The sequence below is a fragment of the Vibrio sp. 1CM8B genome (genome assembly GCF_023161685.1).
In the GTDB taxonomy this organism is placed as follows: Bacteria; Pseudomonadota; Gammaproteobacteria; order Enterobacterales; family Vibrionaceae; genus Vibrio; species Vibrio coralliirubri.
In genome coordinates, this window is sequence record NZ_JALNTU010000010.1 from 63342 (window position 1) to 88395 (window position 25054).

Consider the following 25054-nt stretch of genomic DNA (forward strand, 5'->3'; position numbering starts at 1 on the left):
GTACTGTTTTTCTCACTCATTCAAGAAACTAAGATTCAAAACGTAAACAGAAAGGAGAAGAACAATGAACAAATTACTACTTATTACCGCTGCAATGGCTGCCTCTATGAATGTTTCAGCTGCCTCTGTTGTAGAAAGCAACCCAACATTGGTTGGAGACTCATTCGGCTTTGTTGAAGGCCCTACATGGGATGTGGAACATCAACGTTTCTTGTTTAGCGATATCCCAAATAACACAACCTATTCTTACGATCTTAACGGCAAGCTGAGCGTGTTTGATGACAATTCTGGCTATGCCAATGGTCTCGATATTGATGCGAAAGGCAACCTTTGGGCTGCTCGCCATGATAGAAAGTTGTCGTACCGTCAGGGCAACGGAGAGAAAGTGATTGTCGCTGCAACGTATAACGGCAAACTGCTTAATAGCCCGAACGATTTAACCGTTAACAGCGATGGCAGCGTGTGGTTTACCGATCCTCCGTTTGGTATCCAAGGTTACGGCCCAGCAAAGGCAGAATCAGAGCAACCGGTTAATGGCGTTTATCGTTATTTAGATGGTGATCTAAAGTTGATCACTGGAGAGTTCAAGCTGCCAAACGGCATCGCTTTTTCTTCTGATGAATCTTCGTTATACGTTGCCGACACATCTGATGGCTGGGTATACCGATTTGATGTTGATGGACAGTCACTCAGCAATAAGACGCAGTTTGCCCAGGTGAAGGCGGAGTCTGGCTCTGAACCTATGGTTGATGGCGTTGCTGTTGATGCCGATGACAACCTCTTTGTTGCAGCGCATGGTGGAGTGGGTGTGTTCGATAAAGACGGTAAGCAAATAGACTTCATTGCCATCGATGCGGGCCATATCAGCAACCTAGAAATTGGCGGGCAACAGCAAGACTTACTGATGGTAACGGCATACAACAAAGTGTTGGTGTTTAAGCTTAAGTAACGCCTGACACAAACGAAAACAAAAAGGGACGGGTAGAAATACCGGTCCCTTTTCTAGTTTGAATAAGTCGAAAGTGGGTTAGCTCGATGCGCTTTAATGGTGCTGCCGACGATTAAGGCCTAGGCTGATTGGCCTCTATATCAAGGGCCGTTTGATTTGACCTGCTGAAGTACTTTTTCCATTTTATTGGCATCGTAGGAATGACGATGAGGCTGATACCGACAAGGGTCAGCATGTCTGGAATCTCGTCAAACCACATCACGCCAAATAGGGTCACAAACACCAACCCTGAGTATTCTGCGATAGCAATTTGGTTTGCTGGCGCTTTTTTATAAGCCACCACCACAAGGGCATGGTATCCCAGAACGAATAGGTTTATTGCCATAATCCATCCAACATGACGCCATTCAATCGCCGCCCATGCAGGCAGAGCAAGAGCCAACGCCAGCGGCAGAGTCATCACACTGGTCCAAAATAGTGTCGAGATAATGTGTTGTTCTGCGTGAAGACGTTTAATCAAAATGTTGCCGACGCCCATCGCGAGCGCACTGCCTAAGCCTGCAATAGCGGCCCAGTGAAATTGCTCTGGACGCAACACGATTAACACACCCACGAAGCCAATCAATGTCGCGACTACTTTTGATGATGTCGGTTTCTCTTTCAATAAAACAATAGAAAGCGGGAGCATGAGAATGGGCCCAACATAGAACATCGCGTTTGCGGTCGCCAAGGTGAGGTGTGTGATGGCAATCATTGCGCAGCCGCTGCCCACCAGGATGAATTGGGCCCGCAAGAAGTTGATGCGACAACCACCTTGCATGCGCGTCTCTTTGGGGAGCTTTAGCCAAAAAGGAAGCAGCAACATCACGCTCAATAGCTGACGGATAAACACATATTGGAACGTGGGCACTTCACCGTTCAGCACTTTGAGTGAGACGTCTGAAAAGGAGGCGAGCAGGTTTGCGAATACTAAGAGCAAAATCGCGTGGTTGGTGGCTTTGGTCATACAGAAACGGTGCTACATATTTGTCATACAATTATGGGCGCACATAATACATGAGAATCGAAAATATGTAAGAACAAAAACCAAGTAAGAGGAGTGTCGTTCGATGCGTAGTGATATGGGGGGGGGCGAGATCTGTTGTTACGACCTGAGTTCAGTAGGAGAGTGCCCAGTCCAGTTTTTGAATGCTCGACTGAATGCGCTCGAGTCTGAAAAGCCGAGTTCGTGAGCCACATAGGTAATATTGCCGTCGTTCTGATTCAGTAGCGTCATGCTCAGTTCAAGACGGTATTTATCGAATAAACGACGAAAGCTCACACCTTGTTGTTTAAGTTTACGATTGAGGGTTCGAGGGCTGATGTGAAGATTATTCGCCACGCTATCTAGGTTGGTGTCTTTCACCGCGAGCACCTTGAACGTTTCATTCACTTTGTAGATCAGGTTAGTTTTTAACGTTTTTTCCATCTGTTGATCGGCGATTCGCACTAACTCTGCATGAAAGTCGGCTTGGAATTGGCGAGGTTTTGCTTGAACAAGATCGTTAGGAAAAAGGAGATAACGGGCGGGGAAGCCCTCCTTCATTTCAACATTAAAGACACGCTCATAGATGCTCAAGAACTCATCACCGATAGTGTTTTTATGAATGTGAATGGCGAGCTTTTGATTTGGCGCATTAAGGTACCTGCGAACGAGCTTGATCATAATACTGAAATAGAGTCCCAAACTGATGTGTGTCATCAGTGTGGTTTCGTCAATGTACTCGGGTGTGACGCCCCAAAGCTCGACTTCACCACTCTCTGTTTCACGACTGAATATTTTCAGTAGCGGATGTATATGAATGGAGTAGCGGCTCAGCAGTTGGCAAAAGCTGGCGAGATCTGGCGCGGTGAGCATGGCCATTACCGGCGCGCCCATTTCAAGCTCATCGAAGTAGCGAGCAGATTCATCAAATAGGTCGATCAGTTCATGATCAAAGCGTTGGTAGATATTGGTGATGGCGGTTTGAAGCTGATAAGCCGAGATCGATTCGGCGGAGCAAAGTTGTTTGTAGACCTCTGCTCCCGACCAGATATCGCTGCTGTCTCCAATTCTAGCCTGAATAGCAGAATCTAAAGTTTTAAACCAAAAAATGGGCAATTGAGTACTAAAACTTTCCACCATAACTCCCTGTTATTGCTGGCGATTGAAGAGTGTTCTTCTCGGTAATATGTCCAAATTAAAGGATTTGTTTACGGGTTACAAGTAATGAAAATCTCAGTTCAACCTTAGAATTTGTAATCAACACCGACTGAAACCACATATTGTGATGATTGGTAATACTCAATGTTTGAATTCGTTGTCTTCGCGCCGAGCAGTGACACCAAAGACCAGTTTTTTGCATCAAAGATATTGGCGTATTCATAAGCAACGAAGGCGCCAAAGTCTTTGTCTTCACGTGTCTTATTAAAGATTGGATTCTCTTTATCATAGCTGCGTTTTGCTGCATTGAGTGTTAAAGCAAGACCATGATTTCCGTATCTTTTCGCTAGGTTGATTTCCGCGCCAAGGCTCAAGAACGATAGTGCATCACCCTCAGAATCTGAAGAGAAAACATTCATTGAAGGTGTGAGAATGCCTGACCCATCTTTCAAGAAGTACTGATAACCAGACTTGAGATAAAAGTACTTTCGTTCTCGAATCATCAGTGCGCGTTCTTCGTCAGTTAAACCAAGCCCCTTTAGGCCGGTGTTTTCTTTTTTAACGTCTGACTCACCAGAAGCAACATCGAGATTAAAGTTCGAGCCCATTATTCTTGAAAGCTGCATTCGAACCACAGTGCCAGTGAGGTCGGTTTCTTTCCTATTTGAGTCAACAGCATAAGGGTCATCCCACACTTCGCCAGATATCAGAGTCGGCAAGATAGAAAAATCGACCACCATGCCGCTTTCCACTTGCTGTCTATATCCAATTTCAAATGCCAGCGTACCAGTGATGATGTCGTCTCTTGAGGTGCCTAAGAAAAACTGTTTGTGATTCAAAGCGCCAAAGGTGTATTGCACCGAACCCAAAACAGCGACCATTCCCTCGGCTTCCGTGTTACCCGACGACATTAAATCGGCTTGAGATTGATGATTGCTTTGACCAACATTGAGATTGCTTGAGTTTGCGGTGAAGCCAGTTAGGAAGGTCATGTTGCCACTGAAGCCTTCACTTGGAGCTAGAGCTGCGAATGAGTGTGGCGCAAGCGTCAGACTTGCCAAGAATAGGAAAATAATATGTTTCATCAATAGACTCGTACTTAAATGATTTTCTAAATTGAATCGCTTGTTAAAGCGCAATCGGGGCTTTTATGTTTGCCCAAGGCTTTGCGTGTTCTAGTTGATAGGCCAATTCAAATAACAGGCGGTCGTTGCCTCTCGCTGCGGAAAAGTGGCTACCGACAGGAAGGTTCTGCTTGTTCCAATACAAGGGAACCGACATCGCTGGATTGCCTGCCACGTTTTCGATAGGCGTGTAGGACATCAATTTTTCTGAACGTGCCCATATCTCTTTGCCGGAGTGCGCTTTCTGGTCGAAATATGCGATGTCCAAAGGAAGATGGTTTGCACAAGGGGTGAGCCATATATCTATGTTTTTAAAGAACTCTCGGTTGTGATTGATCGCGAAGTTTCGGCATCGCTGTTGAGAGTCGATATACAAGCTAGGAGTGGCTTTTAAGCGCGCTTGCATCGTACGAGCTAAATAGACGACGTTATCGCTCACTTTGTCTGGCATCGATTCTAGCGGCATCCCTAAGCGGTCGAATTGCTCAGCAAAGCTTGCCATCTTGTTGCCAAATACGCCCATGTAGTTACGCATGAACACATCGCCATTTTGGATTGGTTGTTCAACTTCGATAACGATATGCCCAAGGCTTTCGAGCAAAGAGACCGTAGAACGAATGGCTGCGAGCGTATCTTCATCAGGAAGCCTGCCGTGGATATCTTTGAGGGTGACGCCAATCTTTATCTGACGGTTAAGAGAAGCATTAACCATTCCTATTGGGGTTCGAGGAAAAGGCGTCTCAAAATCATTCTTTGTATGATGCTCGGTGACTGAAACTGCCAAAGAAGCGTCACGAACGGTTCTGGACATAAACGATTGATGGGTAAAACCTTCGTTTGTTGAGCCGTCAGTTAGCCCTGAGATCAAAGATTCTCGACTTGGCTTAAAACCAAAGATTCCAGTCGCCGAAGCGGGCATACAAGAAGAACCGCCACCATCAGTAGAGTGCACTAAGGGTACATAGCCAGCTGCAATCGCTGCTGCGCCACCGCCAGTTGATGAGTGAACACCTCGGCTTAGATCCCATGGGTTGCGCGTCGCGCCATAAAGGGAGTTCTGGGTGCAGCCTAGTGTCATCATCTCAGGGATGTTCGTCATGCCAATGGTGTTCAGCCCTGCATTTTGAGTCGCACGAATAAACCAAGAGGTCGTATTGGGTTTTCTGCCTTGGTTTAGCTTCGAACCCAGGGTGCATTCAAGCCCAGCAACATCAACGCAGTCTTTCACCAAGAAAGGCACGCCAGCAAAGGGTGAGTTTGGGTTAAACGAGTTCGCACGCTCTAGCGCTAAGTCAAAGCACTCAGCAACCACCGCATTAACCTGATCATTGGTCTGGCGAATTTTATAGATGGCTTCTTGCACGAATTCTTTTGGCGAGGCTTTTTTGTCTCTTATCAGATTCGCCATCTCAGTCGCATCCAGTGGCGAGTCAACGGTTTGGTGATCTGAAGGCAAATTTGTTGGCGAAGTTGGTGTTGCATTCGCTAAGGTCGGCAGAGAGATAGCCGCAGCTGAAACTGCACCTTTCCCCATAACTTTGAAAAAATCTCTGCGTTTTAATTCATTGATAGTCATCGTTTCTATCCCAAGTTAGAAAGTCACTATCCTTGTTTCGAAACCTAGTTCGCTAGGCTTAGCGTCACTCCGTGTGTTTATTTATGGGAGTAGAATAAAGATTGGCGTGTTGGCTTGCAGTGCAAATACCGCCAATGTTCATACCATTCACGCCAACTGATTTGTCGGGTTATGTATAGGGAGGGGTTATTGCTCTGCTGCTAGCCAAAAGCTCGACAGGTCTTCAAACAGATCATCATTATCTAAAATACTGAGATGGTTTTCGTTGTAACCACGAATTTGGTCGGCGTTCAATTGAGCGGGGCGTGATAACTGGCTTGATAAATTGATGACGCCATCGTTACTGTTGGTATTAAACAGATCACCCGAGTTATAACCAAAGGCTAAAAAGTGTGGAATGTGGATTTGATCGTTTTCAACAAATAAGTCGCTAATAAATTGGCCGTCTGGGTTTAAGTCAACCCAAGCAGGCATTACCACGGGAGAGTATTCCACCCCTTGCTTAGCTGACTCGACACCACCAAACGGCGAAGAGATGGTGGTTACGCTGCTAATAAAATCACATAACTGCCCAATGCGACACTGACGAATACTGTTAGTCACGATCAAGCCACCCATACTGTGGGCAACAACATGCAACTGTTGGATCTTATATTCAGTCACAACTGTATGGAATAGGTTATTTAAGCCTTTCGAATTCAAAGACAGAGACAGACCTGAAGGGTAGTTAAACACCCATATTTGGTATTTAGATTGGTCCACATTTTCAATGAGAGGGGCGAAATCTAAAGCCGTTGAATTGATTCCATGTACGAATAGGATTGGGATTTTATTTGGGTCATATTCAGACAGAAAATAGAGCCCAGCATTATCTTCAAGTAAGAAGGTCAGCGGCTGCCACATGCCAAGCTTTGCATTTCTTTTCTCAAAGGGAGAATCTGTTAAATTCACCACGGTGCCTATATCGACGAGGTCTAACTCTATTTTCAATAGTGAGGACAATGAACGATCAACAAACGATCTTGGGGCATCACTCTCATTAATGGCAAGTGATACTTCGATTGTCGATTTGTCTTGGTGATCGCGCAGGTTAACCACACTGAATGCTTCATCAGCTTGTAGGGTTAGGTCTTGATTCTTATCTTCAAAGACGAGTAGGTAATGGATGCTATTTGATAGTTGTAAGTGAATACTGTCGCTGTCTATGATGCCATCGTAACCATCCACTTCGCTTTTACTGATGTCTTTGATTTGTTCAATCACCACGGCAGAATCTGAGGCCGGTTGACTCAAGGTGATGGTGTACTGATTGGTTATGGAGTCGATAGCTTGTATCTCATTAGATAGGTTTCTAAAGTTACTGCACCCTGATAGCACTGAACTGAGTAACAGCACTGTACTGAGTAAGCGTGCAGTCAGTAATCGTTTCATTCCAACCTCATCCCCATATCAACAAGCTTCGTCCTTCAATCAACAAATCTTATACAAAAACAAACAGCATGAATTTAATACTAGCAAGAAAGCAGAGAGTTAGGTCATACGTGTTCTTGATCATGTCCTGTTTTGATTCGAGTTTATTTATTCCATGCAGCTCGACAGCGCTATGGCTGATGCCGATGTGCTATAGAGATTGTCTTTTCGATACTGATTGTTGGTATACGATTTTTGCCATTTTCAATCGCTTTGATTCATGAAAATTATCGACCATGTGAAAAAAATTGAACTTTATTATTTTAGTTAAGTCGTATTGCTACGTTTACCATCACCAGACATCTGCAGTTTAGATATGATCTCAAGTCGAAACAAACATCAGCTAACTCGTAGCGCACTATTATTAGTGGGTTGGGTTATCTGTTTCTGTCTCGCCAGTAATATGAGCTTTATCCAAGGTTGCAAAGTAAATTATGAAAACAGTGATTCTGCGATTTCTAATGTCCTGCAGGTAAACAAGATTGATGATGGTGGCGGTTTTATCAAGGGTGCATCTCAATCTCAAGACGACCAATCCGTCCACAAATGTGAGTTATCAGAACACCTGATAAATTTTGATCACCACCAAGTCAATGATCAAGCTATATTCACGTACTTCATACTCGTTGTAGTCGTATTGTGGCTGCTAAGTACTGTTCCGTATTTCCCTCCATTCACTGAGCCAATCCTTCACAAGGGTAGGCGCATCCATCTCAAGGTCTGTGTCTTTAAAGAATGAGAATAAGAGCGTTTAACTAACACTCATATTATTCATTTTTTAAGGAAAAATTAGACATGCCTAAAAGCAAAATGTCATTGCACTTTGTTGTGCTTTGGCTATTCGTTGCGCTGTGTTCAACATTCACTGTGAACGCAAGTGCGAGCGAATCGATGACTCCTGTTACAACGGGTTGGATGCAAGACAAGTTACATCCGTATGTAGAAACGCGTTTTGTCATGACAGGACAAACTAATAAAGAAGATAAAACCGCGGCGGGTTATCTGGAAGTGAACCTTTCTGATGAATGGAAAACTTACTGGAGAAGTCCTGGTGAAGGAGGTATTGCGCCCAAAATCAAATGGGCCGACTCTAAGAACGTTTCGCAACTGCAATGGTTTTGGAAGTTTCCCCAACGCTTCAATTTGCTCGGCATAGATACGCTAGGTTACAAGCACAACATCATCTTCCCGATGAATCTTCATATTGATGATATGAACAAACCTGTTGAGCTTAATGCTGTGCTGACGATGTCTTCATGCACCACCATATGTATTCTCACGGATTTTGATATCAACTTGGTGTTTAACCCAAGTGAGATGACCGTGGATAACGACGCGATGCTTGTCTACGCCAAAGCAATGAGTGAAGTGCCGAAAGATTCACCGCTTGTAGAAGGTACATCTACGATTTGGGATGCTCGCAAGTCGCAACTTCAAGTTATTGCTACACATCAAATTGGCTGGACTGCACCCGATGTAATCGTGGATGGTGATTCAGATGAAATGCAAGATGCTGACTTTGGTATTCCTCACATTGAAATTGAAGGTAACCAAGTCATTGCGACTTACGATGTAAGTAGCTGGATGGGCACACCCGATCTTAACAACCAGCACATCCGTGTAAGCATCAAAGACAAAGACTTCATCGCAGAATATCCAACCACTGTTACCAATGGCATTGTGGGCAACAGCTCTATGATAAGTATGGTGCTTTTAGCGCTATTAGGTGGGTTGATTCTCAATATCATGCCCTGTGTATTCCCTGTGCTTGGAATGAAACTGAGTGGGGTTATTTCTGCTCAAGGAATGGCAAGAAAACAAGTTAGGTTCCAATTCCTTGCATCTGCAAGTGGCATCCTCGCATCCTTCTGGTTAATAGCCACTTTCTTGGCTGTGTTAAAAGTTTCAGGCAGCGTTATCGGTTGGGGAATTCAGTTTCAAAACGGTTGGTTTATCGGTGGGATGTTTATCGTCACCGCTCTGTTCAGCGCCAATATGTTAGGGCTTTTCGAGATCCGTCTTTCATCGAATGCAAATACATGGATGGCAACCAAGGGCGACAGTAGCTACGTCGGACACTTTACTCAAGGTATGTTCGCAACGCTATTGGCTACGCCATGCTCTGCTCCATTTCTTGGAACAGCCGTCGCCTTTGCTCTCGCCACTACTATCCCGACGATGTTTGGTATTTTCACAGCTCTTGCCGTTGGTATGGCGCTTCCATGGATTCTCGTTGCTGCATTCCCATCGATAGCTTTGGCGTTGCCTAAACCCGGGGCATGGATGAACCGTGTTAAATACCTGTTCGGCGGAATGATGCTAATCACTAGCGTTTGGCTCTTTAGCTTGCTTCGACCTCATGTCCCTCAATTGTGGTTATACGCAGTATTGGCAGTCAGTGTTTGCCTATTACTTGTCAGGTTGGTTCAAGTGCATGGAATCAAGACTGCGGGTGCTGTTGCCTTGCTGCTGTTGAGTGTTATCTCTGCCTCGTTATTTGTCGAGAAAGCAACATCTAAAATGCTGCCACCAGAACCTGAGTGGGAAGCGTTGTCTACCGAAGTCATTGATGAACATGTTGCTAATGGCCAAGTGGTTTTTGTTGATGTCACTGCTGATTGGTGTGTGACTTGTAAAGCAAACAAGATAGGTGTTCTTTTACAAGATCCGGTTTACAGCGCATTGACTGAAGGTGATGTAGTGCCGATGGAGGGCGATTGGACAGTCCCAAGTGATAGTGTCACGTCATACCTACAAGATCACAACCGGTTCGGTGTTCCGTTCAATATGGTTTATGGCCCTAATGCCCCAGAAGGTATTGAGCTTCCTGTCATCTTAACCAGTGATGCGGTGATGGAAGCCATTGAGAAGGCAAGAGGTGATGACGAATGATTAGAACAAAATCTAAGGCAAAACCTCAGACCAAAAAGCAGAAGTTGAGATCGGCATTACTGTATACCTTGTTCGCGGCGGTCGTGGTCTTTGGTGTTGATTATTGGCGTACAAAAGACGTTCCAATGCAGAACGTTCCGCCGATGGTCGGAATGTCGTTATCCGGTAAGCCGATAGATGTAATTGAAATGAGTAAGAAAGAGCCGGTATTAGTTTATTTTTGGACGACATGGTGCGTGGCCTGCAAATTTGTGACGCCAGTGGTTGATTGGTTTTCATCAAGCTATCCCGTCGTTGGTGTATCACTGACTTCGGGTAAGGATGAAAGAGTTCGACGTTACATGAATGCTAAAGGGTATAGCTACGACAACATTAATGATACTGAAGGAAAAATAGCACGCGATTGGGGGATCTCCTTAACGCCAACACTCATTGTTATTAATGATGGAAAAGTAACTAGTGTTACTTCAGGAATTACTACGCCAATAGGCATCGCAGCCCGACTTTGGTTAGCTAAGTATTAATGGGGAAAATATGAAATTCATAACAAAAAGCATCATCACATTATTAGTTACACTGGCTTTCTCTCCTGTCACTTACGCAATGACAAAACAAGAAAAGATTGCCGAGATAACGCAAATGTTAGAAACGAATGAAGGTATTATCGATTCGGTTCATGACAGTCTGGCTGCTTACATAGATCAACAAAGTAGTTTCGATAAAACGTTGGCCGAGAGCCATGACTTTATTTATAACAATCCACACCACCCTTGGTATGGTTCCGAACATCCAAAGCTGACGATCGTAAACATGACTGATTTTAGTTGCCCGTGGTGTAAAAAGTTAGATCCTGTTCTTCGGAAAATAGCGGATGAGTTTCCTAATGACATCAAGGTGATAAATATTTATATCCCTCTAAAGGAGAGAGATTCACCACTGAACTCAGCAACCTTTGGACTCAATGTCTGGAACAATGACAAAGAAAAATACAAAGCAGTTGAAGAGATGTTGATCAGTAAGCCTGGCATTCACAACGTTCGTTCGATAATGAAAGTAGCGAAGAAGAATAAAGCCACCGATTATGTTTCTTCAGACAGTGAAATAGCGATTGAAGTTGCTGAAAACTATAATTTGTTTACTAGGCTGGGTGTTCGAGGTACACCAGCGATGCTCATTGATGGAACATTGCTCCCCGGTTACTTGCCATACGAAAAACTATATCCAATAGTAAAGGCTAAGCTAGAAGAGAAAAGTAAATAGAATAAACTTACGATAACTTAATTATTATTTTTGATGGATAAAAAGCCCTATTGATTAGGGCTTTTTTTATTTTAATGTTAATTGTAAAAGTAGTTCACAACTTAATAAACAATGTATAACGCAGCTAGTCCAAATATTCCTAAAAAACTCAGAACACCACATGTTGAGTACAACAACAGTCTCATGTTTAATTCCTGATTTAAAAAATGATTAATAGTATTTACTTTTATAAATTGTCTTATGTGCAATTTAAGGGCGTGGGGTTGACAAAGTTATATTAAATTAGCACCTCCTGATAAATTATCACTTAGCATTTAGTTAGAGCTATCTATGCTGAAATAATTCCATTTTCTTTGTGTTTTTTTAGAAATAATCAGAGGGTTTTTATACTGAATTTTTACAGTTTGATATTCTATTTTTAATTTTCATATGGTTGTTAATACGTAAATGTAAATTAATTCATCGAGTGGAAAATAACTCGTAGCATGGCTGTGAATTTATATGTTTTATTGAGTGAATTGGATATCTAAGATTTTCAATGGAAGGTGAGATCAGCTTTAGGCGATCCAAAAAAAAGCAAACAACCAAGTTAGTCATCTCGGTTATTTGCTTTAGATGTGTTGTTTTGCGGTTAAGGGACGAGCGCTTTTCGAGGTTAAAGCGTGTTTTTGTACACCTTACCGTCTTTCATGATCAGTTTTTGTGTCTCTGTGTTCGCCACACACGCAACACTTTCCAGTGGGTTGCCATCGATGATCAATAGGTCGGCATAAGCACCTTCAACGATCTGACCTAACTTGCCTTCTTGGTATGGGTGTTGGTAAGTCGACATTTCGAACAAGCGACCACAGTTTGATGTCGCCATGCGAAGTGCGGTGATGGTATCGAATACTTGCTCAATCGCACCAAGTTCATTCAATTGTGTCGCATGAACGTTGGTTTCACCCACACAGTCAGTACCAAAAGCAATGTTCTGAATGTCGTATTTCTTAATCAGTTCTGCTGACTTGAACATGGCTTTGCCTACACGTTCTGTCTTGCGGTATGTCTCCTCATTCGGCAGCGGGATCTTGCGCTCTGCAATCAATGAAGAGGTAAAGTAAGAAGGGATCACCCAAATGCCTTTCTCTTTAATGATCTCGGCAATGTCGTCGTCCATGATGGTGGCGTGTTCGAAAGACATCACGCCCGCTTCTGCCGCTCGGCGCATCGCATCAGAGGTGTGGATGTGCGCGGCAACATAGGTGCCGTAATCGGAAGCGGCATCAACCGCCGCTTTCATCTCTTCAGATGTGAATTGCAATGTATCTAGCGGATCAAACGTTGAAGATGCGCCTCCACCCGCCATGATCTTGATTTGAGAAGCGCCCATAAACAGCTGTTCGCGAACCGCTTTTAAGACTTCTGAACGACCATCTGCCACTTTCATTGCGCCAAGCTTCATCATTGGTGAATCTTCATGCCCGTTAGCTAAACGCTCTTGTGCTTGGTTTTGACGGTAATCAGAGTGACCACAGGTTTGCGAGATAGCCGCCATTGAAGGAAGAATACGTGGGCCAGTCGCATAGCCCTTGTCGATACTGTTTTTAAGGCCAAGCGTATTGCCCGCCACATCGCGAATGGTAGTAAAGCCGCGCATTAACATCTCTTCAGAAATCTTGGCTGAGCGAATCGCCACTTCTTCACGCGTCATGGTATCAATCACATTGAATGGTGCAGATAAAGTGATATGAACGTGTGCATCAATCAGGCCTGGCATGACCGTACCACCTTGAGCATCAATCGTTTCATCGGCAATCGTTGGGTCAATCTCGCCAATCTGAGTGATCAAGTTATCTTCGATGAGGATGGATACGTTCTCGATTAAGTTGTTATCAACACCGTTAAATACGTTCGCGTTAGTGATTAGCTTTTTCATAGTCTGCACCTTTTGGAAATGAGTGTGTGTCGCTGATGGAGTCATCTTATGGGGCGCAGCATTTGAAGAATGGCCATTTGGTGACAGTGATGAATTGGGTGTGTTTTTGCTATTGCTATAAGAGAGGCAAGGGGGATTTTTGTTGAATCATTAATTTGAGAAATGAATGTTGGCGGTGTCATGAAATGGTAAGTTTTGCTTCGATTCGAACGCTAAGATGTATTTCAAATCAAGGCGACTTATCAAATTAGATTAGAGAGAGACAGAATGACTAAATCAGACAAAGTTTACGGGTTCAACACACCACAACGTCTATTCGTAGGTTACACGTTAGCCGTGCTGGTGGACTTAGTAGTACTTAACTTCTTCGATGAGTACTGGGACTTCGTCAACATTGAGTCTTTCACTATATCTTTGATTGCGGCGTTGTTGTTGCAGTTGTTGTTGAAGCTCTCTATTGGTTTAGAGCACAAGATTGCCGAGCACTTCAAAAGCAAGCCGGGCACAGCGCCTAAGGTGTACCGAGCAATCACCACTTACATTATCTTGGTGGGCTCAAAATTCGTGATGCTAGAAGCGATTAACCTCCTGTTCGGGGATAAGGTGAGTTTTACAGGCCCTTGGGGCGGCGTGGTTGCTTTCTTCGCAGTGGTATTTACGATTCTGGTTGCTGAAGTGATTGTATCGAAGATCTACTTTGCTCTGGATGACAAACAAGATTCAAATGTGAAAGCGCTTAAAGAGACCAACGCGTAACAGAATTAAAATACAGATGTGAATAACAGACGAGCCAGCTGAATAAGCTGGCTCGTTTTCGTTTGAGTTGCGATAACTAATTCGATGCGCCGGTTGGCTCTATTTTTCGTAAACCACATCTCCTCGTAACACCGTCATCAACACTTGAGTCTTAGCGATTTGTCTTGCTGAAACTGTGGTGATGTCTCGGTTGAGAATGGCGAAATCAGCGGATTTCCCTACCTCAATAGAGCCTGTTACGTCTTCAATCCCAAGACTTTTGGCTGCATTAAGCGTGTAAGCGTCGATGGCGGTATAGATATCGGTTAGGCCGGTTTTGCCCATGATTAAGCTGTTCGCGATGCCGACCAATGGGTTGATGTCGTGTACGTTCCAGTCACTGCTTAAGGTGATATTGGCGTCGGTCTTGAGTATTGCATCGAGGTTCATCATGGCTTTAGCACGGCGAGCACCTAGGAAAGCTTCAGCCCATTGGTGTTGATGCCTTGCAACGTAATCAGAGCCAACTTGGAAATCTGCAGTTACATCTAATTGGCGAAAGCGTGGCACATCTTCATCATTGATTAATTCGACATGGGTTAGGGTGTAGGGTTTGGTTGAACCTTGTTTGCGAATGCTTTCTATCGCATCAAGCGATTCACGAACCGCTCCATCACCAATGGCATGAATGTGGGCACTAAAGCCGATCTTTTCGAGTGCAGTTAGCCACTCTTTCATTTGTTCTGTGGGAATATAGTTCAAGCCATTGGGAGACTGGGGCAGATAAGTATCTAAGTAGGGTGCGAGCGTTTTGGCGGTGCCATTGATGAAGATGCCATCACTGTACATTTTCACCTGATCGACAAGTAACAGACGGCTTTTATCGTCGGAATACATCTTCTCAAAGACTTCTAATTGAGAAGGCATCGCCATCGATGGATACACCCAAGGGCGCAGCGATACACGCGCCGTTAAGTCTTGATTTTGCTCGGCCTCTAGCCAAACGTCATACCAACCTCGCTTCCAATACATGCGACCGTCGCCAATGGTGGTGATGCCGTGGGCTGCCGCTTCCTCAAGTCCGAACATTAAGCCTTGGTAGCTTTGCTCAAACAGTTCGCTTTGGCTGTTCCACGCCATCTCCATCAGTTGATCGCCAGCATTGTCTAATAAGATGCCATTGAGCTTGCCACTGTCTTGGTCTTTTAAATAAACACCGCCTTGTGGGTCTGGAGATTGTTGGCTGATTCGAGCGATTTTTAGTGCTTTTGAGTTGACCCACATCGAGTGTGAAGTTTGCTCCATGATCACCACTGGGCGATCCGGGAAGATACTGTCGATGATCTCTAGCGGTGTATAGTCAGAATCGCTATCGAGCGTCGCTTCCAAAGAAAAACCATAACCCATTAGCCAACCTCTGCCATCGGTATCAGCATTGATTTTACATGCTTCTAAGTAAGGGATTTGCTCTTCTAATGTTGCTTCAGAGTCGAGTTCACAATTGCCACCCAGCTCTGAGGCAGCTTCAAACACATGATTATGGTTGTCAATGAATCCCGGCAAGACAAAGGCATTGTCTAGATCAATGACATCAGTGCTTTGCCCTTGAAAAGTTTGCGCCTGTGATTGGTTACCAATGAAGATGATCTTGCCTTTGTGGGTAACGATAGAGTCCGACTCGCGATGCCCGTATATATCAGCATTGATAAAAATTTGGTCAGCACTTTGGCTTTTAACGGCTGTTTGCGCTTGGACAACGGTGTTGGCTTGTGCAAGCACCGGCGCTACGGCGGTAAAGCTTGTGAGTAATGCTATCCATGCAGTGCGTGACAGAGTGAGCTTGTTATTCATTATTATGTCTTCCATGTTCCACTGTTTAATAAGTATAGAAAGCGAGTGGCCAGAATCATATCGCGAATTTTTAATAATTAAGTGTCCTTGGTTGCTCTGTTGTTTGCATGTAATTCCAATATCTTTTGAGGTGGTTGTAGGAATACAGCTCATGAATAAAGGATTGCGAATCTATTCGCAGACTAAACGATTCACATAAGGTTCTGAATAAATTACAGTTAAGTGAACTATAAAAATGGATTTAACGTATTACCAAGGATGTAAGTTTATGTTTTCACGAGACTTACTCGCATTACTAATAAAAACAAGTCGAGGTTAGGATGAAAAAAATATTATTGTTGCTTAGCGTGATCTTATTGGGTGGTTGTGTCGGCATGCCCGAAACGGTAAAGCCTGTTCAGCAGTTTGAGTTGGATCGATACCTAGGGAAATGGTACGAAGTGGCTCGTTTGGATCACTCGTTTGAGCGTGGCTTAGATAACATTAGCGCTGAGTACAGCCTGCGTGATGATGGCGGCGTGAAGGTGATTAACCGTGGATACTCTGCCGAAGAGGGTGAGTGGAACGAAGCGGAAGGCAAAGCGTATTTTGTCGAAGGTTCTGAACAAGGCTATTTGAAAGTGTCTTTCTTTGGCCCTTTCTACGGCGCTTATGTGGTGTTTGAATTGGACAAAGAGGGATACCAATACGCGTTTGTTTCTGGCCCAGACACCGATTACTTGTGGCTGCTTTCAAGAACACCAGAAGTTGCGCCAGAGGTGATGGAGAAGTTCAAAAGCATGTCTAAAGAGCGCGGCTTCAACACTGACGAGTTGATTTTTGTCGAGCACACAAAGTAACGATTTTGGGCTTCTTTTGGTCTTTACCTAACTTTACTTATTTACCCTATAAAGTGTAATGATATTAGGCGAAAATAGCCTCATTATTAGAGACATAAAGTGGTCATCATGAGTAAATCGTTATCGAAAAAGACTGTTGTTTTCCATTGGCTTACCGGTATTTTGTTCCTTGTCGTGTTTGTTATTGGACTTCAATTTGAAGGCATGCCGCGAGGCCCCGAAAAAGGCGAGTTAATGGGGCTGCACAAATCGTTGGGTTTGATTGTTTTAGTTGTCGCACTTTCATGCTTGGTATGGCGTTTTAAAGAAGGCGCAATTGAGAGTGTTGCCGTATTGACGAGAGCACAAGAAATCGCAGCGAAAAGCATTCACCATTTCTTGTTGTTAGTGACGTTGGCGATGCCAATTTCTGGCGCTGTGATGAGTGTTGCAGGTGGACGTGCATTAGACGTGTTCGGGTTCGAGCTTATCGCTGCTGGTGAAAAAACCGAATGGTTACAGTCTGCGGCTTCTTTCGTTCATGTCAACTCAGTGAACTTGATCATGGTGGCACTTGCTCTGCATGTATTAGGCGCATTGAAGCATCAGTTTGTCGATAAAGATGGCACGCTAAGTCGTATGCTTGGTCGCTCATAGCCTAACGTTAAAGTTAACGATTTAATACGAAAACACTCGGCATATACCGAGTGTTTTTTTTGTTTGTGCTATCTGAACTCATTGGTTAGTTAAGCTTGCTTGCGAACCTGCAACACGCTCAGTATTGATAGAAACAAGAAGAACGCAGGATCACTCCAGCCAAAGCCAACAAATATTCCTGTAAACGCCGCATACAATGTGATGATGGCGCCGAGCATATTGGTAACCACCAAACCTTGGATGAGCTTTTTGGCGGATACGCCGGGTTCAATGTCTCTTAGCAACCAACTTATCGCTGCGATACCACCCAAAAATATACTGGTGTGTTGAGAGAGAAAGTACGCGTACTTATCATTGATCTCTACGCCGTACATTGGCCACATAAGGGTGGGTAGGAAAAACAGCGCGAAGGCAAACCCTGCGTAAATGATGCCGTGTAGGCTCAAGAATGTTTTGTTGTTCATTGTGTCGCTCTCTTTTTCAACTTGGTGATATCGCTAACCTGTCTCTTTGCTCAATACAGGAGTGAGCGATGCGTTAAGCGTTGATTGGGCCTTTATTAATGGTAGTTAATGGCTGATTGACGTCAAAAATCACACCACGCACTTCCTGTACACCCATCTCTTTTAAGCGAGCAGCATGCATCGCCAGATAGGTTTCAGCACTCAGCTGATCTTCAAATAAGTAGACGCCGCCCCCCAGTTTTTCTGCTTCGTTCTCTGTCCAGATTTTCCAGATCATGCCCGGTTCGTTGTTAATAGACTTTGCTAGGTCAACGAGTGCGTTTGACATCTCTTCACCGAAAGGGCCTGAAAATTCAAAATCAACTTGTAGTAGTTTCATGGTGTTTCTCCGTTTAATAAATTCTGTTTAGCAAATTCTGTTTAGCAAATTCCGTTTAAAAAATTCCATTAACAAATAGGTGTTCAAGACAAACAAGCCATTCTCGTTTGTTGTTGAAACTCATATTACCTGTAAAAAACACACAGAAAAGTTCATAATATTGCCATTAACTGTCAGGATTTTAGACCGATGAGATTAAAGACCACCCTAGACCAATGGCAAACGCTTTACGAAATTGACCGTGCAGGCAGCATTCAAGCGGCGGCAGTGCAATTGAATAAGAGCCATACCACGCTGATTTATGCTTTGAGAAAATTGGAGGATCAATTGGGTGTGTCTTTGGTGCAAGTTGAAGGTCGCAGGGCGGTGCTATCGGAAGATGGAAAATCATTGTTGCGCCGTGCAAGCAGCATGTTGGAACAGGCGAGAGAGTTGGAACTTATCAGTGAACAGCTGGCGAAAGGCGTCGAATCTGAAATCGTGGTCGCCGTGGATCATCTGTGTTGTCTTGAACGTTTATACAGACCGATGGCGCAATTTATGGCGGAGAACAGCACCACATCAATTCAAGTGATGGAAACGTCATTGTCTAAGACGACTGAAATGGTCACTCAAGAACTCGCCGACGTTGCCATCATCAATCTGCCTATCACTAATTATTCTGCTGAGGCTTTTGGTTTTACGATGATGGAGCCTGTTGTTGCGAGTTCACATCCGTTAGCAAGTGCTGCTTCTGTGTCGTTGAATCAACTGTCGTCTTTGCCGCAAATTGTGGTGAGGGATTTAGGTGCACGATCCAGTCAAGGCGCTAAAAGCCAAGGGAACAAACAGGATGTGGGTTGGTTGAAGTCGAGTCAGCGTATTACGGTGGATAATTTCGACCATGCGTTTGGTGCGGTAGAGCAGGGCGTGGGTTATTGCCGATTACCAAAGCACATTGTGGAAAGCCGAGGTAGCGATAAGCTGACGGTGCTCAATGTCGAAAATGGCAGTGGGTATCACGTTCCGCTGCATCTGGCTCTGCCAAAAGGGGCAAAGACAGGCCCAGCCGCTAAACGTTTTTATGAACTGCTTCTTGAGTCAGCTTCTATGGCTGGCTAACGGATAAATATTTTAAGATTAACGAGGCTGATTGCCGTTTAAGAACAGCGCGACACACTCTTTGGTGTAGAGAAGTCTCTCTTGCTCAGACTCACCGCTTTCGTGTCCGAAGAATCCCCAATACGCCGACTTACCATGGAACATCAGCAGTAGCTGTCTTGCAGCAATGATCGGCGAGCTTGACGTTGATAAGATCAAATCACCCGAGTCCACTTTGCTTTGTAGATAATCGGCGAGCAAAAGGGTAGTTTTTTGCGGTCCTGTTTCTAGGTAGATCGAAGCGATCTCTGGGTGCGTGTTGGATTGGCTCACCGCATTTTTAAAGGTCTGTCTGGATTGCTCATCAAGTAACAAATCTTGAAACTTCACACCAAATTTCACCAACTCGTCTTCCAAAGTGGCATTCATATCAAAAGCAGAAGGGCTGAGTTCGCGCTCGGCACACTTAGTTTGCATGCAGGTTTCGAAAAGCTCGTCTTTGTTTTTAAAGTGAGAGTAGACCGTTTGCTTGGAAACGTTCGCTGCTTTGGCTATTTGATCCATATTGATCTTGAAGCCATGTTCAGAGAAAAGTTTACTTGCTGCGGTTAAGATCTGCGATCTCTTTTGTTCACTCTTGATGATTTTTGTCACGTGCTTGCTTCTCGTTACTTGGTGTTGGGTCGTTACCTAGCTTGTCTCTTTGCTTAGTGCCTATTGATACTCAGTAATAGGTGTGTCGTTTTGCGCTAAGCATTATGCTTTTTGTGATGGTTTTATCAATCATTAACCATGAAACTTATTTTTAACATAATCAAACTAGACAGTCTAGTTTGGTTTGGTTAGTCTAAAAAAAGAACATAATTGAGTACCGCATAGGAACAGGAAGTATGTATAAATTGATGAAGGGAAGCGCAGTAGCAGTGGCGTTGTCGACTCTTCTTGTCGGGTGTGGTGAAAATACACAAGCTGAGACAGCATCCGATGCAGATAATGCTGCAGTGGAATCGAATAGTGCAGCGTCGACAGTCTTAACAGTAGAAACTGTCGCCTTGGAACGCTCTCCATCGTATGCAGTACAACGTGAATATGTCGGTGTGGTAAAGGCGGGGCAGCAGGCTAATTTGGGTTTTGAATTGGCGGGCAAGGTCAATGAGATTCTGGTGGATGTCGGTGACACAGTCACAACCGGTCAGCCGTTGATTCGATTGGATACTCAACTTTTGAAAACCGAGTCTAGCCAACTGAAAGCGCAGGCTGAAGAAGTGAAAGCTCAGTTGAGTCTTGTTGCTGCTAACTTAAAGCGTCAACGTTCTTTGAAAGCGAAAGGCTTCAGTGCCGAAGCGGAGATTGATTCTCTCACCAGTGAGCAACGCGTATTGCAGGCTAATTTGCTACGCATCGATGCATCGGTAAAAGGCAACGAATTGAAATTGGTGAAATCGACAGTGCTTGCGCCTTATTCTGGCACCATCGCGACACGCTATGTCTCGCTCGGAGATGTGGTGAATGTCGGTAATCCAACTCTTACACTGCTTGCTTCTGAGGGCAAAGAGGCCTTCATCGGTATTCCTGCTCACCAAATGCAAAAAGTCACCTCACTTTCTTCGCCTAACATCCGAGTTGGGAGAACAGATTATGCCGTGGAGCTATTGAATCCCGGCGCAATGGTGGATACCCAATCTCGTAGTGTTGGCTTGCGTTACCTATTCCCTGAAAAGTCGTCGGTATTAGAAGGGCAACTTGCTTACCTTAAATTTGATGAACAGATTGAAGAGCAAGGTTACTGGGTGCCATTAACCGGTTTGATTGATGGATTGCGCGGTGTGTGGAACATCTTTGTGATTGGTGAAGACAATAAGGTTGAACGTAGAAGTGTTCAGGTTCTGTTTGCCAACAATCAACAAGCATACGTGAGTGGGGCGATTGAAGACGGTGAACAAGTGATTGCCAGTGGCTTACATCGTTTAGTTCCCGGACAAACCGTGAAGCCAGCAAGCGCGGCTGAGTAGGTAATAGTATGAAAATAATAGAGACTATTTCCAACACTCGACTGCTTATCTTGATGACCGCGCTGCTGATGGTGAGTGGTATTTCGGCGTTCATGACCTTGCCGCGTGCAGAAGACCCAGTAATCATCAACCGTTATGCGAACATCACAACCAGCTTCCCCGGCGCCAGTGCTGAGCGTGTTGAAACCTTGGTTACTGAGGTTATCGAGAATAAGCTGCGTGAACTGAGTGAAGTTAAACTCGTGAGCTCAACCTCTAGGCCGAGCGTCTCGATTGTTACGCTAGAACTTAACGATACCATTACCGAGCCAGAACCTGTCTGGTCCCAAGCTCGCGACAAGCTATCTGACATCGAATCCATTTTGCCTGCGGGTGCTCAATCTCCCGATCTCGATAGCGACCATACCTATGCTTTCACGACCATCGCATCTCTAACTTGGTCTGGTGCAGGCGAGCCTGATAGGTTAACGCTGGGCCGTTATGCCAAAGAGCTCGCCAAGCGGATGCGAACCTTGTCGGGTACCGAATTTGTTGATGAATACGGGATGCCGCAAGAAGAGATTCAAATCAGTCTACGTACGGCCGATGCCGCTGCTCTAGGGCGTTCAAGTGCCAATATCGCTGAATCGCTCGAAGGGGCAGACGCCAAGAATTCTGCGGGTGAATTGGTCAGTGCCTATTCCCGTTTTGGGTTGGAAATTGAGTCTGAACTGGACTCCATTGAACGTATCAAGCAAGTCCCAATCGCTACCGACAGCAATGGTCACATCATCCGTATGGAAGACATTGCGTCTGTGAAGCGTGGTGAGAAAACCCCACAAGACCAAATTGCGATTATTGACGGCGAGCCGGGCGTGATTGTCGCGGCAAGAATGCACCCTGATCTGAGAGTCGATAATTGGACGTCACGAGCTAATGCTCTGATTGGTAAATTTGAGCAAGAGTTACCAAGTAACGTTAAGGTGACGGTGTTATTTAATCAGCAAGGTTATACCGAAACTCGCTTAGACGATTTAGGCAAGAGTTTGATGATCGGTTTCGGTCTGATTTTGATTGTGCTGTTTGTCACTTTAGGCGTACGTGCCGCGATCTTAGTCGCCATTTCTCTGCCGTTAACTTCATTACTGACCCTGTCGATCATGAAAATGACCGGTGTGCCGATTAACCAAATGTCGGTGACAGGCCTAATTGTGGCGCTCGGGATCATGGTGGATAACGCGGTGGTGATGGTCGATACCATTCAAGCTTATCGCTTGAAAGGGCAACAGCGAGCTGAAGCGACCATGAATGCATTGAAGCATTTATGGGTGCCGTTATTAGGCTCAACCTTAACTACGGTGTTGGCGTTTGCCCCGATTATCTTGATGCCGGGTGCATCGGGTGAATTTGTCGGTGGTATTGCGATTACCGTTTCTTTCTCGTTGATCGGCTCTTACATAATCTCGCACACCTTAATTGCGGGCTTAGCGACCAAACTACTGCCGAAACAACTCAGTGATGTCGACAAAAAAGGCCAGCACCATTGGTACATGACGGGTTTGAGAATCCCGGCTTTGACGCGCTGGTTCTCATCTTCTGTCCGTTTTGGTGTCACGCATCCAATCATCACGATTGCTTTGGTGTTGTTGGTTCCGTTTACTGGTTACTGGAGCATGTCTCAGCTGACTGAGCAATTTTTCCCGCCATCTGACCGAGACATGTTTGAGATTCAGGTGTATATGCCGCCGCAAGCGAGTATTTACGCCACCAAAAACACCTCTGAAAAAATCGATGACATCATTCATCGTTACCCCGAAGTGGAGCGTATCGATTGGCTCGTGGGCGCAAACTTCCCATCCTTCTATTACAACCTGCAAGCAAGGCAAAACAATGCGCCGTACTTCTCGCAAGCCATGGTGAAAACAGAGAATTTTGACCAAGCCAATGCGCTAATTCCACAGTTGCAAAAGGTGTTAGATAAAGAGGTGCCGGAAGCACAAATCTTGGTACGTAAGCTTAACCAAGGGCCTCCATTTACCGCGCCTGTTGAACTGCGAGTATATGGTGAAAACCTTGATACGTTAAAAGCAATTGGTGAAGATGTACGCTTGATTCTGGCAGGTGTCCCTCATGTCACGCACACAAGGGAAACCCTGCAGCCGGGTACGCCGAAGGTGTGGTTGAAGGTTGATGAAGACACCGCGAAACTTAACGGCATCTCACTCAACCAGTTTGCTGGCATGTTGCAAACCACGCTGACAGGTCGTGAAAGTGGCTCGGTGATTGAGGGCAGTGAGTCTGTGCCAATCCGTGTTCGTGTTGCGGATGATGCGCGTGAAAACTTGGCTCACCTGAGTAATATTCGCTTGCCGATAAGCTCTGATGTCTATTCTACGGGTATCAATGTGTCTACCTTGGCTGAGCTTGAACTGACCACCAGTCGTGGTGCGATTACACGTAGAAATGGGCAGCGAGTGAATACCATTGAGGGTTACATTGAAGCGGGTGTCTTGCCTCAAACTGTGCTCAATGAGTTCCAAAAACGTTTAGAAAGCTATCAGATGCCATCGGGCTATACGATTGGTTTTGGTGGTGAATCCGCTGAACGAGATAATTCAGTCAACAGTCTCATTTCGAATGTCGCAGTCGTGGTGGTATTGATGGTGTTGGTGGTGGTGATGTCGTTCAACTCGTTCCGAATGAGTAGCATCATCTTCATGGTCGCAGGATTGGCTGGTGGGTTAGGGTTGTTGTCTGTTTGGACTTTCGGTTATCCGTTCGGCTTTACGGTGATTATCGCGATGCTCGGGATTGCGGGTTTGGCGATTAACGCGGCCATTGTCATTCTGACCGAGTTGAAACTCGATAAAGAGGCTTCATCTGGCAATGTCGATGCAGTCGTCGAAGCCGTTATGTCGTGTACTCGCCATATCAGCTCGACCACGATCACAACCGTGGGCGGTTTTATGCCATTGATCATTGCTGGCGGTGGTTTCTGGCCTCCGTTTGCGGTCGCGATTGTGGGCGGTACCGTGTTAACCACGCTTATCTCGTTCTACTTTGTGCCGGTGGTTTATCACTTGATGACTCGAAATCAGCGAAAAACCATCGCGACTCAAGCGGCATAACTGTTTTTCAATTTAACGCATCTTCAATTTAACTGCTTTTCAATTGCCCATAATCGAGCCGTATCTGGCTCGATTATGGTGTTGTTATTCTCGATAAATTCATCCCAATTCCTACCATTCTGTTGTTCTTTCACCGCTATTACGCCCTCAATTAGTCAAATTATCCTTTCTGTTAGCCACAATACTCTTTCTGTTAGTCATTATATTCTTTCAATTCGTCACATTAGTGCATCGATGAATGATTGGTTATCTTTCTGGTGAATGAGTGGGTGTTTTGAATAATCTAACCAGTGAATACCTTGTAAATGGTATGTGAATTCACAATCTTGACGGGCGTCACACTTCTATTTATTCGCTCTTTCTAATGTACCTTGAACTTGCCCTGAGCTGTGGTGACGCGCGAGTGTTTATCTGCTTTTTCTAAATCCCTTGTCAGCACTGGCTCCACCCATGTAGCACGCTGCTGGTGTGTGTCTTAACCTCTTCTACTTCTTAGTTTTCGCATCCATAAATGGAAGGTTAGTTTCCAAGTTTGTTTGGTGAGCTTTCAAATTCAACTCTTCATAATGCGCCAAATGTA

General features: G+C 44.8%; 21 protein-coding genes. 11 read left to right on the forward strand and 10 right to left on the reverse strand.

The annotated features are described in order from the left end of the window. The first annotated feature begins 64 nt into the window (after positions 1 to 64). Complete coding sequence (locus tag MSG36_RS17855; RefSeq protein WP_248369110.1) at positions 65 to 949, forward strand: SMP-30/gluconolactonase/LRE family protein; 885 nt, start codon at positions 65 to 67, stop codon at positions 947 to 949. Between the two features lie 112 nt (positions 950 to 1061). Here the strand turns inward: MSG36_RS17855 and MSG36_RS17860 are convergent, their stop codons facing one another. The 5 genes from MSG36_RS17860 to MSG36_RS17880 all read right to left on the reverse strand — a co-directional run bounded on the left by MSG36_RS17860 (position 1062) and on the right by MSG36_RS17880 (position 7262). Then, positions 1062 to 1955: a DMT family transporter gene (locus MSG36_RS17860; protein WP_248369113.1), complete on the reverse strand. Its 894-nt coding sequence runs from the start codon at positions 1953 to 1955 to the stop codon at positions 1062 to 1064. 138 nt (positions 1956 to 2093) lie between these two features. Beyond that, positions 2094 to 3113: a helix-turn-helix transcriptional regulator gene (locus MSG36_RS17865; protein ID WP_048614650.1), complete on the reverse strand. Its 1020-nt coding sequence runs from the start codon at positions 3111 to 3113 to the stop codon at positions 2094 to 2096. Positions 3114 to 3217: 104 nt separating this feature from the next. Continuing rightward, positions 3218 to 4216, reverse strand: coding sequence for a DUF2860 family protein (locus MSG36_RS17870; RefSeq protein ID WP_248369116.1), 999 nt, complete (start codon positions 4214 to 4216; stop codon positions 3218 to 3220). 43 nt (positions 4217 to 4259) lie between these two features. Next, positions 4260 to 5831, reverse strand: coding sequence for an amidase (locus tag MSG36_RS17875; RefSeq protein ID WP_248369119.1), 1572 nt, complete (start codon positions 5829 to 5831; stop codon positions 4260 to 4262). Positions 5832 to 6017: 186 nt separating this feature from the next. Continuing rightward, positions 6018 to 7262, reverse strand: coding sequence for an alpha/beta fold hydrolase (locus tag MSG36_RS17880; protein WP_248369121.1), 1245 nt, complete (start codon positions 7260 to 7262; stop codon positions 6018 to 6020). Positions 7263 to 7617: 355 nt separating this feature from the next. Between MSG36_RS17880 and MSG36_RS17885 the strand changes: the two genes are divergently transcribed. Genes MSG36_RS17885 through MSG36_RS17900 form a run of 4 tightly spaced genes read left to right on the forward strand, consistent with a single transcriptional unit; the run spans position 7618 to position 11453 of the window. Further along, the gene (locus tag MSG36_RS17885) at positions 7618 to 8040 is read left to right on the forward strand and encodes a hypothetical protein (protein WP_248369123.1); all 423 of its coding nucleotides are present in this window, start codon (positions 7618 to 7620) and stop codon (positions 8038 to 8040) included. Positions 8041 to 8096: 56 nt separating this feature from the next. Then, complete coding sequence (locus tag MSG36_RS17890) at positions 8097 to 10193, forward strand: protein-disulfide reductase DsbD domain-containing protein (RefSeq protein WP_248369125.1); 2097 nt, start codon at positions 8097 to 8099, stop codon at positions 10191 to 10193. Beyond that, positions 10190 to 10717, forward strand: coding sequence for a protein disulfide oxidoreductase (locus MSG36_RS17895; RefSeq protein WP_048609330.1), 528 nt, complete (start codon positions 10190 to 10192; stop codon positions 10715 to 10717). The genes MSG36_RS17890 and MSG36_RS17895 overlap by 4 nt, the downstream gene beginning before the upstream one ends. Positions 10718 to 10727: 10 nt before the next feature. Then, positions 10728 to 11453 carry a DsbA family protein gene (locus MSG36_RS17900; RefSeq protein ID WP_048614638.1) on the forward strand — a complete coding sequence of 242 codons (726 nt, stop codon included), beginning with the start codon at positions 10728 to 10730 and terminating at the stop codon, positions 11451 to 11453. Positions 11454 to 12108: 655 nt separating this feature from the next. Here the strand turns inward: MSG36_RS17900 and MSG36_RS17905 are convergent. Then, complete coding sequence (locus MSG36_RS17905) at positions 12109 to 13371, reverse strand: amidohydrolase family protein (protein WP_017086137.1); 1263 nt, start codon at positions 13369 to 13371, stop codon at positions 12109 to 12111. A 267-nt stretch (positions 13372 to 13638) separates the two neighbouring features. Here MSG36_RS17905 and MSG36_RS17910 point away from each other — a divergent pair, with 267 nt between their 5' ends. Beyond that, complete coding sequence (locus MSG36_RS17910; protein ID WP_017065270.1) at positions 13639 to 14127, forward strand: hypothetical protein; 489 nt, start codon at positions 13639 to 13641, stop codon at positions 14125 to 14127. Positions 14128 to 14226: 99 nt separating this feature from the next. On the opposite strand, the gene MSG36_RS17915 is transcribed toward MSG36_RS17910, so the two are convergent. Next, positions 14227 to 15957, reverse strand: a complete 1731-nt coding sequence (locus MSG36_RS17915) for an amidohydrolase (RefSeq protein ID WP_248369127.1) — start codon at positions 15955 to 15957, stop codon at positions 14227 to 14229. A gap of 320 nt (positions 15958 to 16277) precedes the next feature. On the opposite strand from MSG36_RS17915, the gene MSG36_RS17920 reads away from it, so the two are divergent. Both MSG36_RS17920 and MSG36_RS17925 read left to right on the forward strand, forming a co-directional pair. Further along, the gene (locus MSG36_RS17920) at positions 16278 to 16796 is read left to right on the forward strand and encodes a lipocalin family protein (RefSeq protein WP_050645693.1); all 519 of its coding nucleotides are present in this window, start codon (positions 16278 to 16280) and stop codon (positions 16794 to 16796) included. Between the two features lie 108 nt (positions 16797 to 16904). Next, entirely contained in the window at positions 16905 to 17432 is a 528-nt protein-coding gene (locus tag MSG36_RS17925) for a cytochrome b (RefSeq protein WP_248369130.1), read from the forward strand. Between the two features lie 89 nt (positions 17433 to 17521). Here MSG36_RS17925 and MSG36_RS17930 read toward each other — a convergent pair whose 3' ends face one another. Together MSG36_RS17930 and MSG36_RS17935 are read right to left on the reverse strand one after the other, a co-directional pair. Further along, the gene (locus MSG36_RS17930; RefSeq protein WP_193840701.1) at positions 17522 to 17896 is read right to left on the reverse strand and encodes a hypothetical protein; all 375 of its coding nucleotides are present in this window, start codon (positions 17894 to 17896) and stop codon (positions 17522 to 17524) included. A 73-nt stretch (positions 17897 to 17969) separates the two neighbouring features. Then, entirely contained in the window at positions 17970 to 18275 is a 306-nt protein-coding gene (locus MSG36_RS17935) for a monooxygenase (protein ID WP_048609337.1), read from the reverse strand. A gap of 189 nt (positions 18276 to 18464) precedes the next feature. Between MSG36_RS17935 and MSG36_RS17940 the strand changes: the two genes are divergently transcribed. Then, positions 18465 to 19376: a LysR family transcriptional regulator gene (locus MSG36_RS17940; RefSeq protein ID WP_059021005.1), complete on the forward strand. Its 912-nt coding sequence runs from the start codon at positions 18465 to 18467 to the stop codon at positions 19374 to 19376. A gap of 18 nt (positions 19377 to 19394) precedes the next feature. On the opposite strand, the gene MSG36_RS17945 is transcribed toward MSG36_RS17940, so the two are convergent. Further along, entirely contained in the window at positions 19395 to 20009 is a 615-nt protein-coding gene (locus tag MSG36_RS17945; RefSeq protein WP_248369133.1) for a TetR/AcrR family transcriptional regulator, read from the reverse strand. Positions 20010 to 20245: 236 nt separating this feature from the next. On the opposite strand from MSG36_RS17945, the gene MSG36_RS17950 reads away from it, so the two are divergent. Continuing rightward, complete coding sequence (locus MSG36_RS17950) at positions 20246 to 21367, forward strand: efflux RND transporter periplasmic adaptor subunit (RefSeq protein WP_052879834.1); 1122 nt, start codon at positions 20246 to 20248, stop codon at positions 21365 to 21367. An 8-nt stretch (positions 21368 to 21375) separates the two neighbouring features. Beyond that, positions 21376 to 24474, forward strand: a complete 3099-nt coding sequence (locus tag MSG36_RS17955; protein WP_248369136.1) for an efflux RND transporter permease subunit — start codon at positions 21376 to 21378, stop codon at positions 24472 to 24474. Positions 24475 to 25054: the final 580 nt, after the last annotated feature.

Bases quoted from the DNA above. Each gene is read 5' to 3' on its own strand.
- MSG36_RS17925 (WP_248369130.1), top strand. From the start codon at position 16,905: ATGAGTAAATCGTTATCGAAAAAGACTGTTGTTTTCCATTGGCTTACC.
- MSG36_RS17935 (WP_048609337.1), bottom strand. From the start codon at position 18,275: ATGAAACTACTACAAGTTGATTTTGAATTTTCAGGCCCTTTCGGTGAA.
- MSG36_RS17855 (WP_248369110.1), top strand. From the start codon at position 65: ATGAACAAATTACTACTTATTACCGCTGCAATGGCTGCCTCTATGAAT.
- MSG36_RS17955 (WP_248369136.1), top strand. From the start codon at position 21,376: ATGAAAATAATAGAGACTATTTCCAACACTCGACTGCTTATCTTGATG.
- MSG36_RS17860 (WP_248369113.1), bottom strand. From the start codon at position 1,955: ATGACCAAAGCCACCAACCACGCGATTTTGCTCTTAGTATTCGCAAAC.
- MSG36_RS17865 (WP_048614650.1), bottom strand. From the start codon at position 3,113: ATGGTGGAAAGTTTTAGTACTCAATTGCCCATTTTTTGGTTTAAAACT.
- MSG36_RS17880 (WP_248369121.1), bottom strand. From the start codon at position 7,262: ATGAAACGATTACTGACTGCACGCTTACTCAGTACAGTGCTGTTACTC.
- MSG36_RS17920 (WP_050645693.1), top strand. From the start codon at position 16,278: ATGAAAAAAATATTATTGTTGCTTAGCGTGATCTTATTGGGTGGTTGT.
- MSG36_RS17900 (WP_048614638.1), top strand. From the start codon at position 10,728: ATGAAATTCATAACAAAAAGCATCATCACATTATTAGTTACACTGGCT.
- MSG36_RS17950 (WP_052879834.1), top strand. From the start codon at position 20,246: ATGTATAAATTGATGAAGGGAAGCGCAGTAGCAGTGGCGTTGTCGACT.
- MSG36_RS17870 (WP_248369116.1), bottom strand. From the start codon at position 4,216: ATGAAACATATTATTTTCCTATTCTTGGCAAGTCTGACGCTTGCGCCA.
- MSG36_RS17885 (WP_248369123.1), top strand. From the start codon at position 7,618: ATGATCTCAAGTCGAAACAAACATCAGCTAACTCGTAGCGCACTATTA.
- MSG36_RS17875 (WP_248369119.1), bottom strand. From the start codon at position 5,831: ATGACTATCAATGAATTAAAACGCAGAGATTTTTTCAAAGTTATGGGG.
- MSG36_RS17940 (WP_059021005.1), top strand. From the start codon at position 18,465: ATGAGATTAAAGACCACCCTAGACCAATGGCAAACGCTTTACGAAATT.
- MSG36_RS17930 (WP_193840701.1), bottom strand. From the start codon at position 17,896: ATGAACAACAAAACATTCTTGAGCCTACACGGCATCATTTACGCAGGG.
- MSG36_RS17915 (WP_248369127.1), bottom strand. From the start codon at position 15,957: ATGAATAACAAGCTCACTCTGTCACGCACTGCATGGATAGCATTACTC.
- MSG36_RS17895 (WP_048609330.1), top strand. From the start codon at position 10,190: ATGATTAGAACAAAATCTAAGGCAAAACCTCAGACCAAAAAGCAGAAG.
- MSG36_RS17905 (WP_017086137.1), bottom strand. From the start codon at position 13,371: ATGAAAAAGCTAATCACTAACGCGAACGTATTTAACGGTGTTGATAAC.
- MSG36_RS17910 (WP_017065270.1), top strand. From the start codon at position 13,639: ATGACTAAATCAGACAAAGTTTACGGGTTCAACACACCACAACGTCTA.
- MSG36_RS17890 (WP_248369125.1), top strand. From the start codon at position 8,097: ATGCCTAAAAGCAAAATGTCATTGCACTTTGTTGTGCTTTGGCTATTC.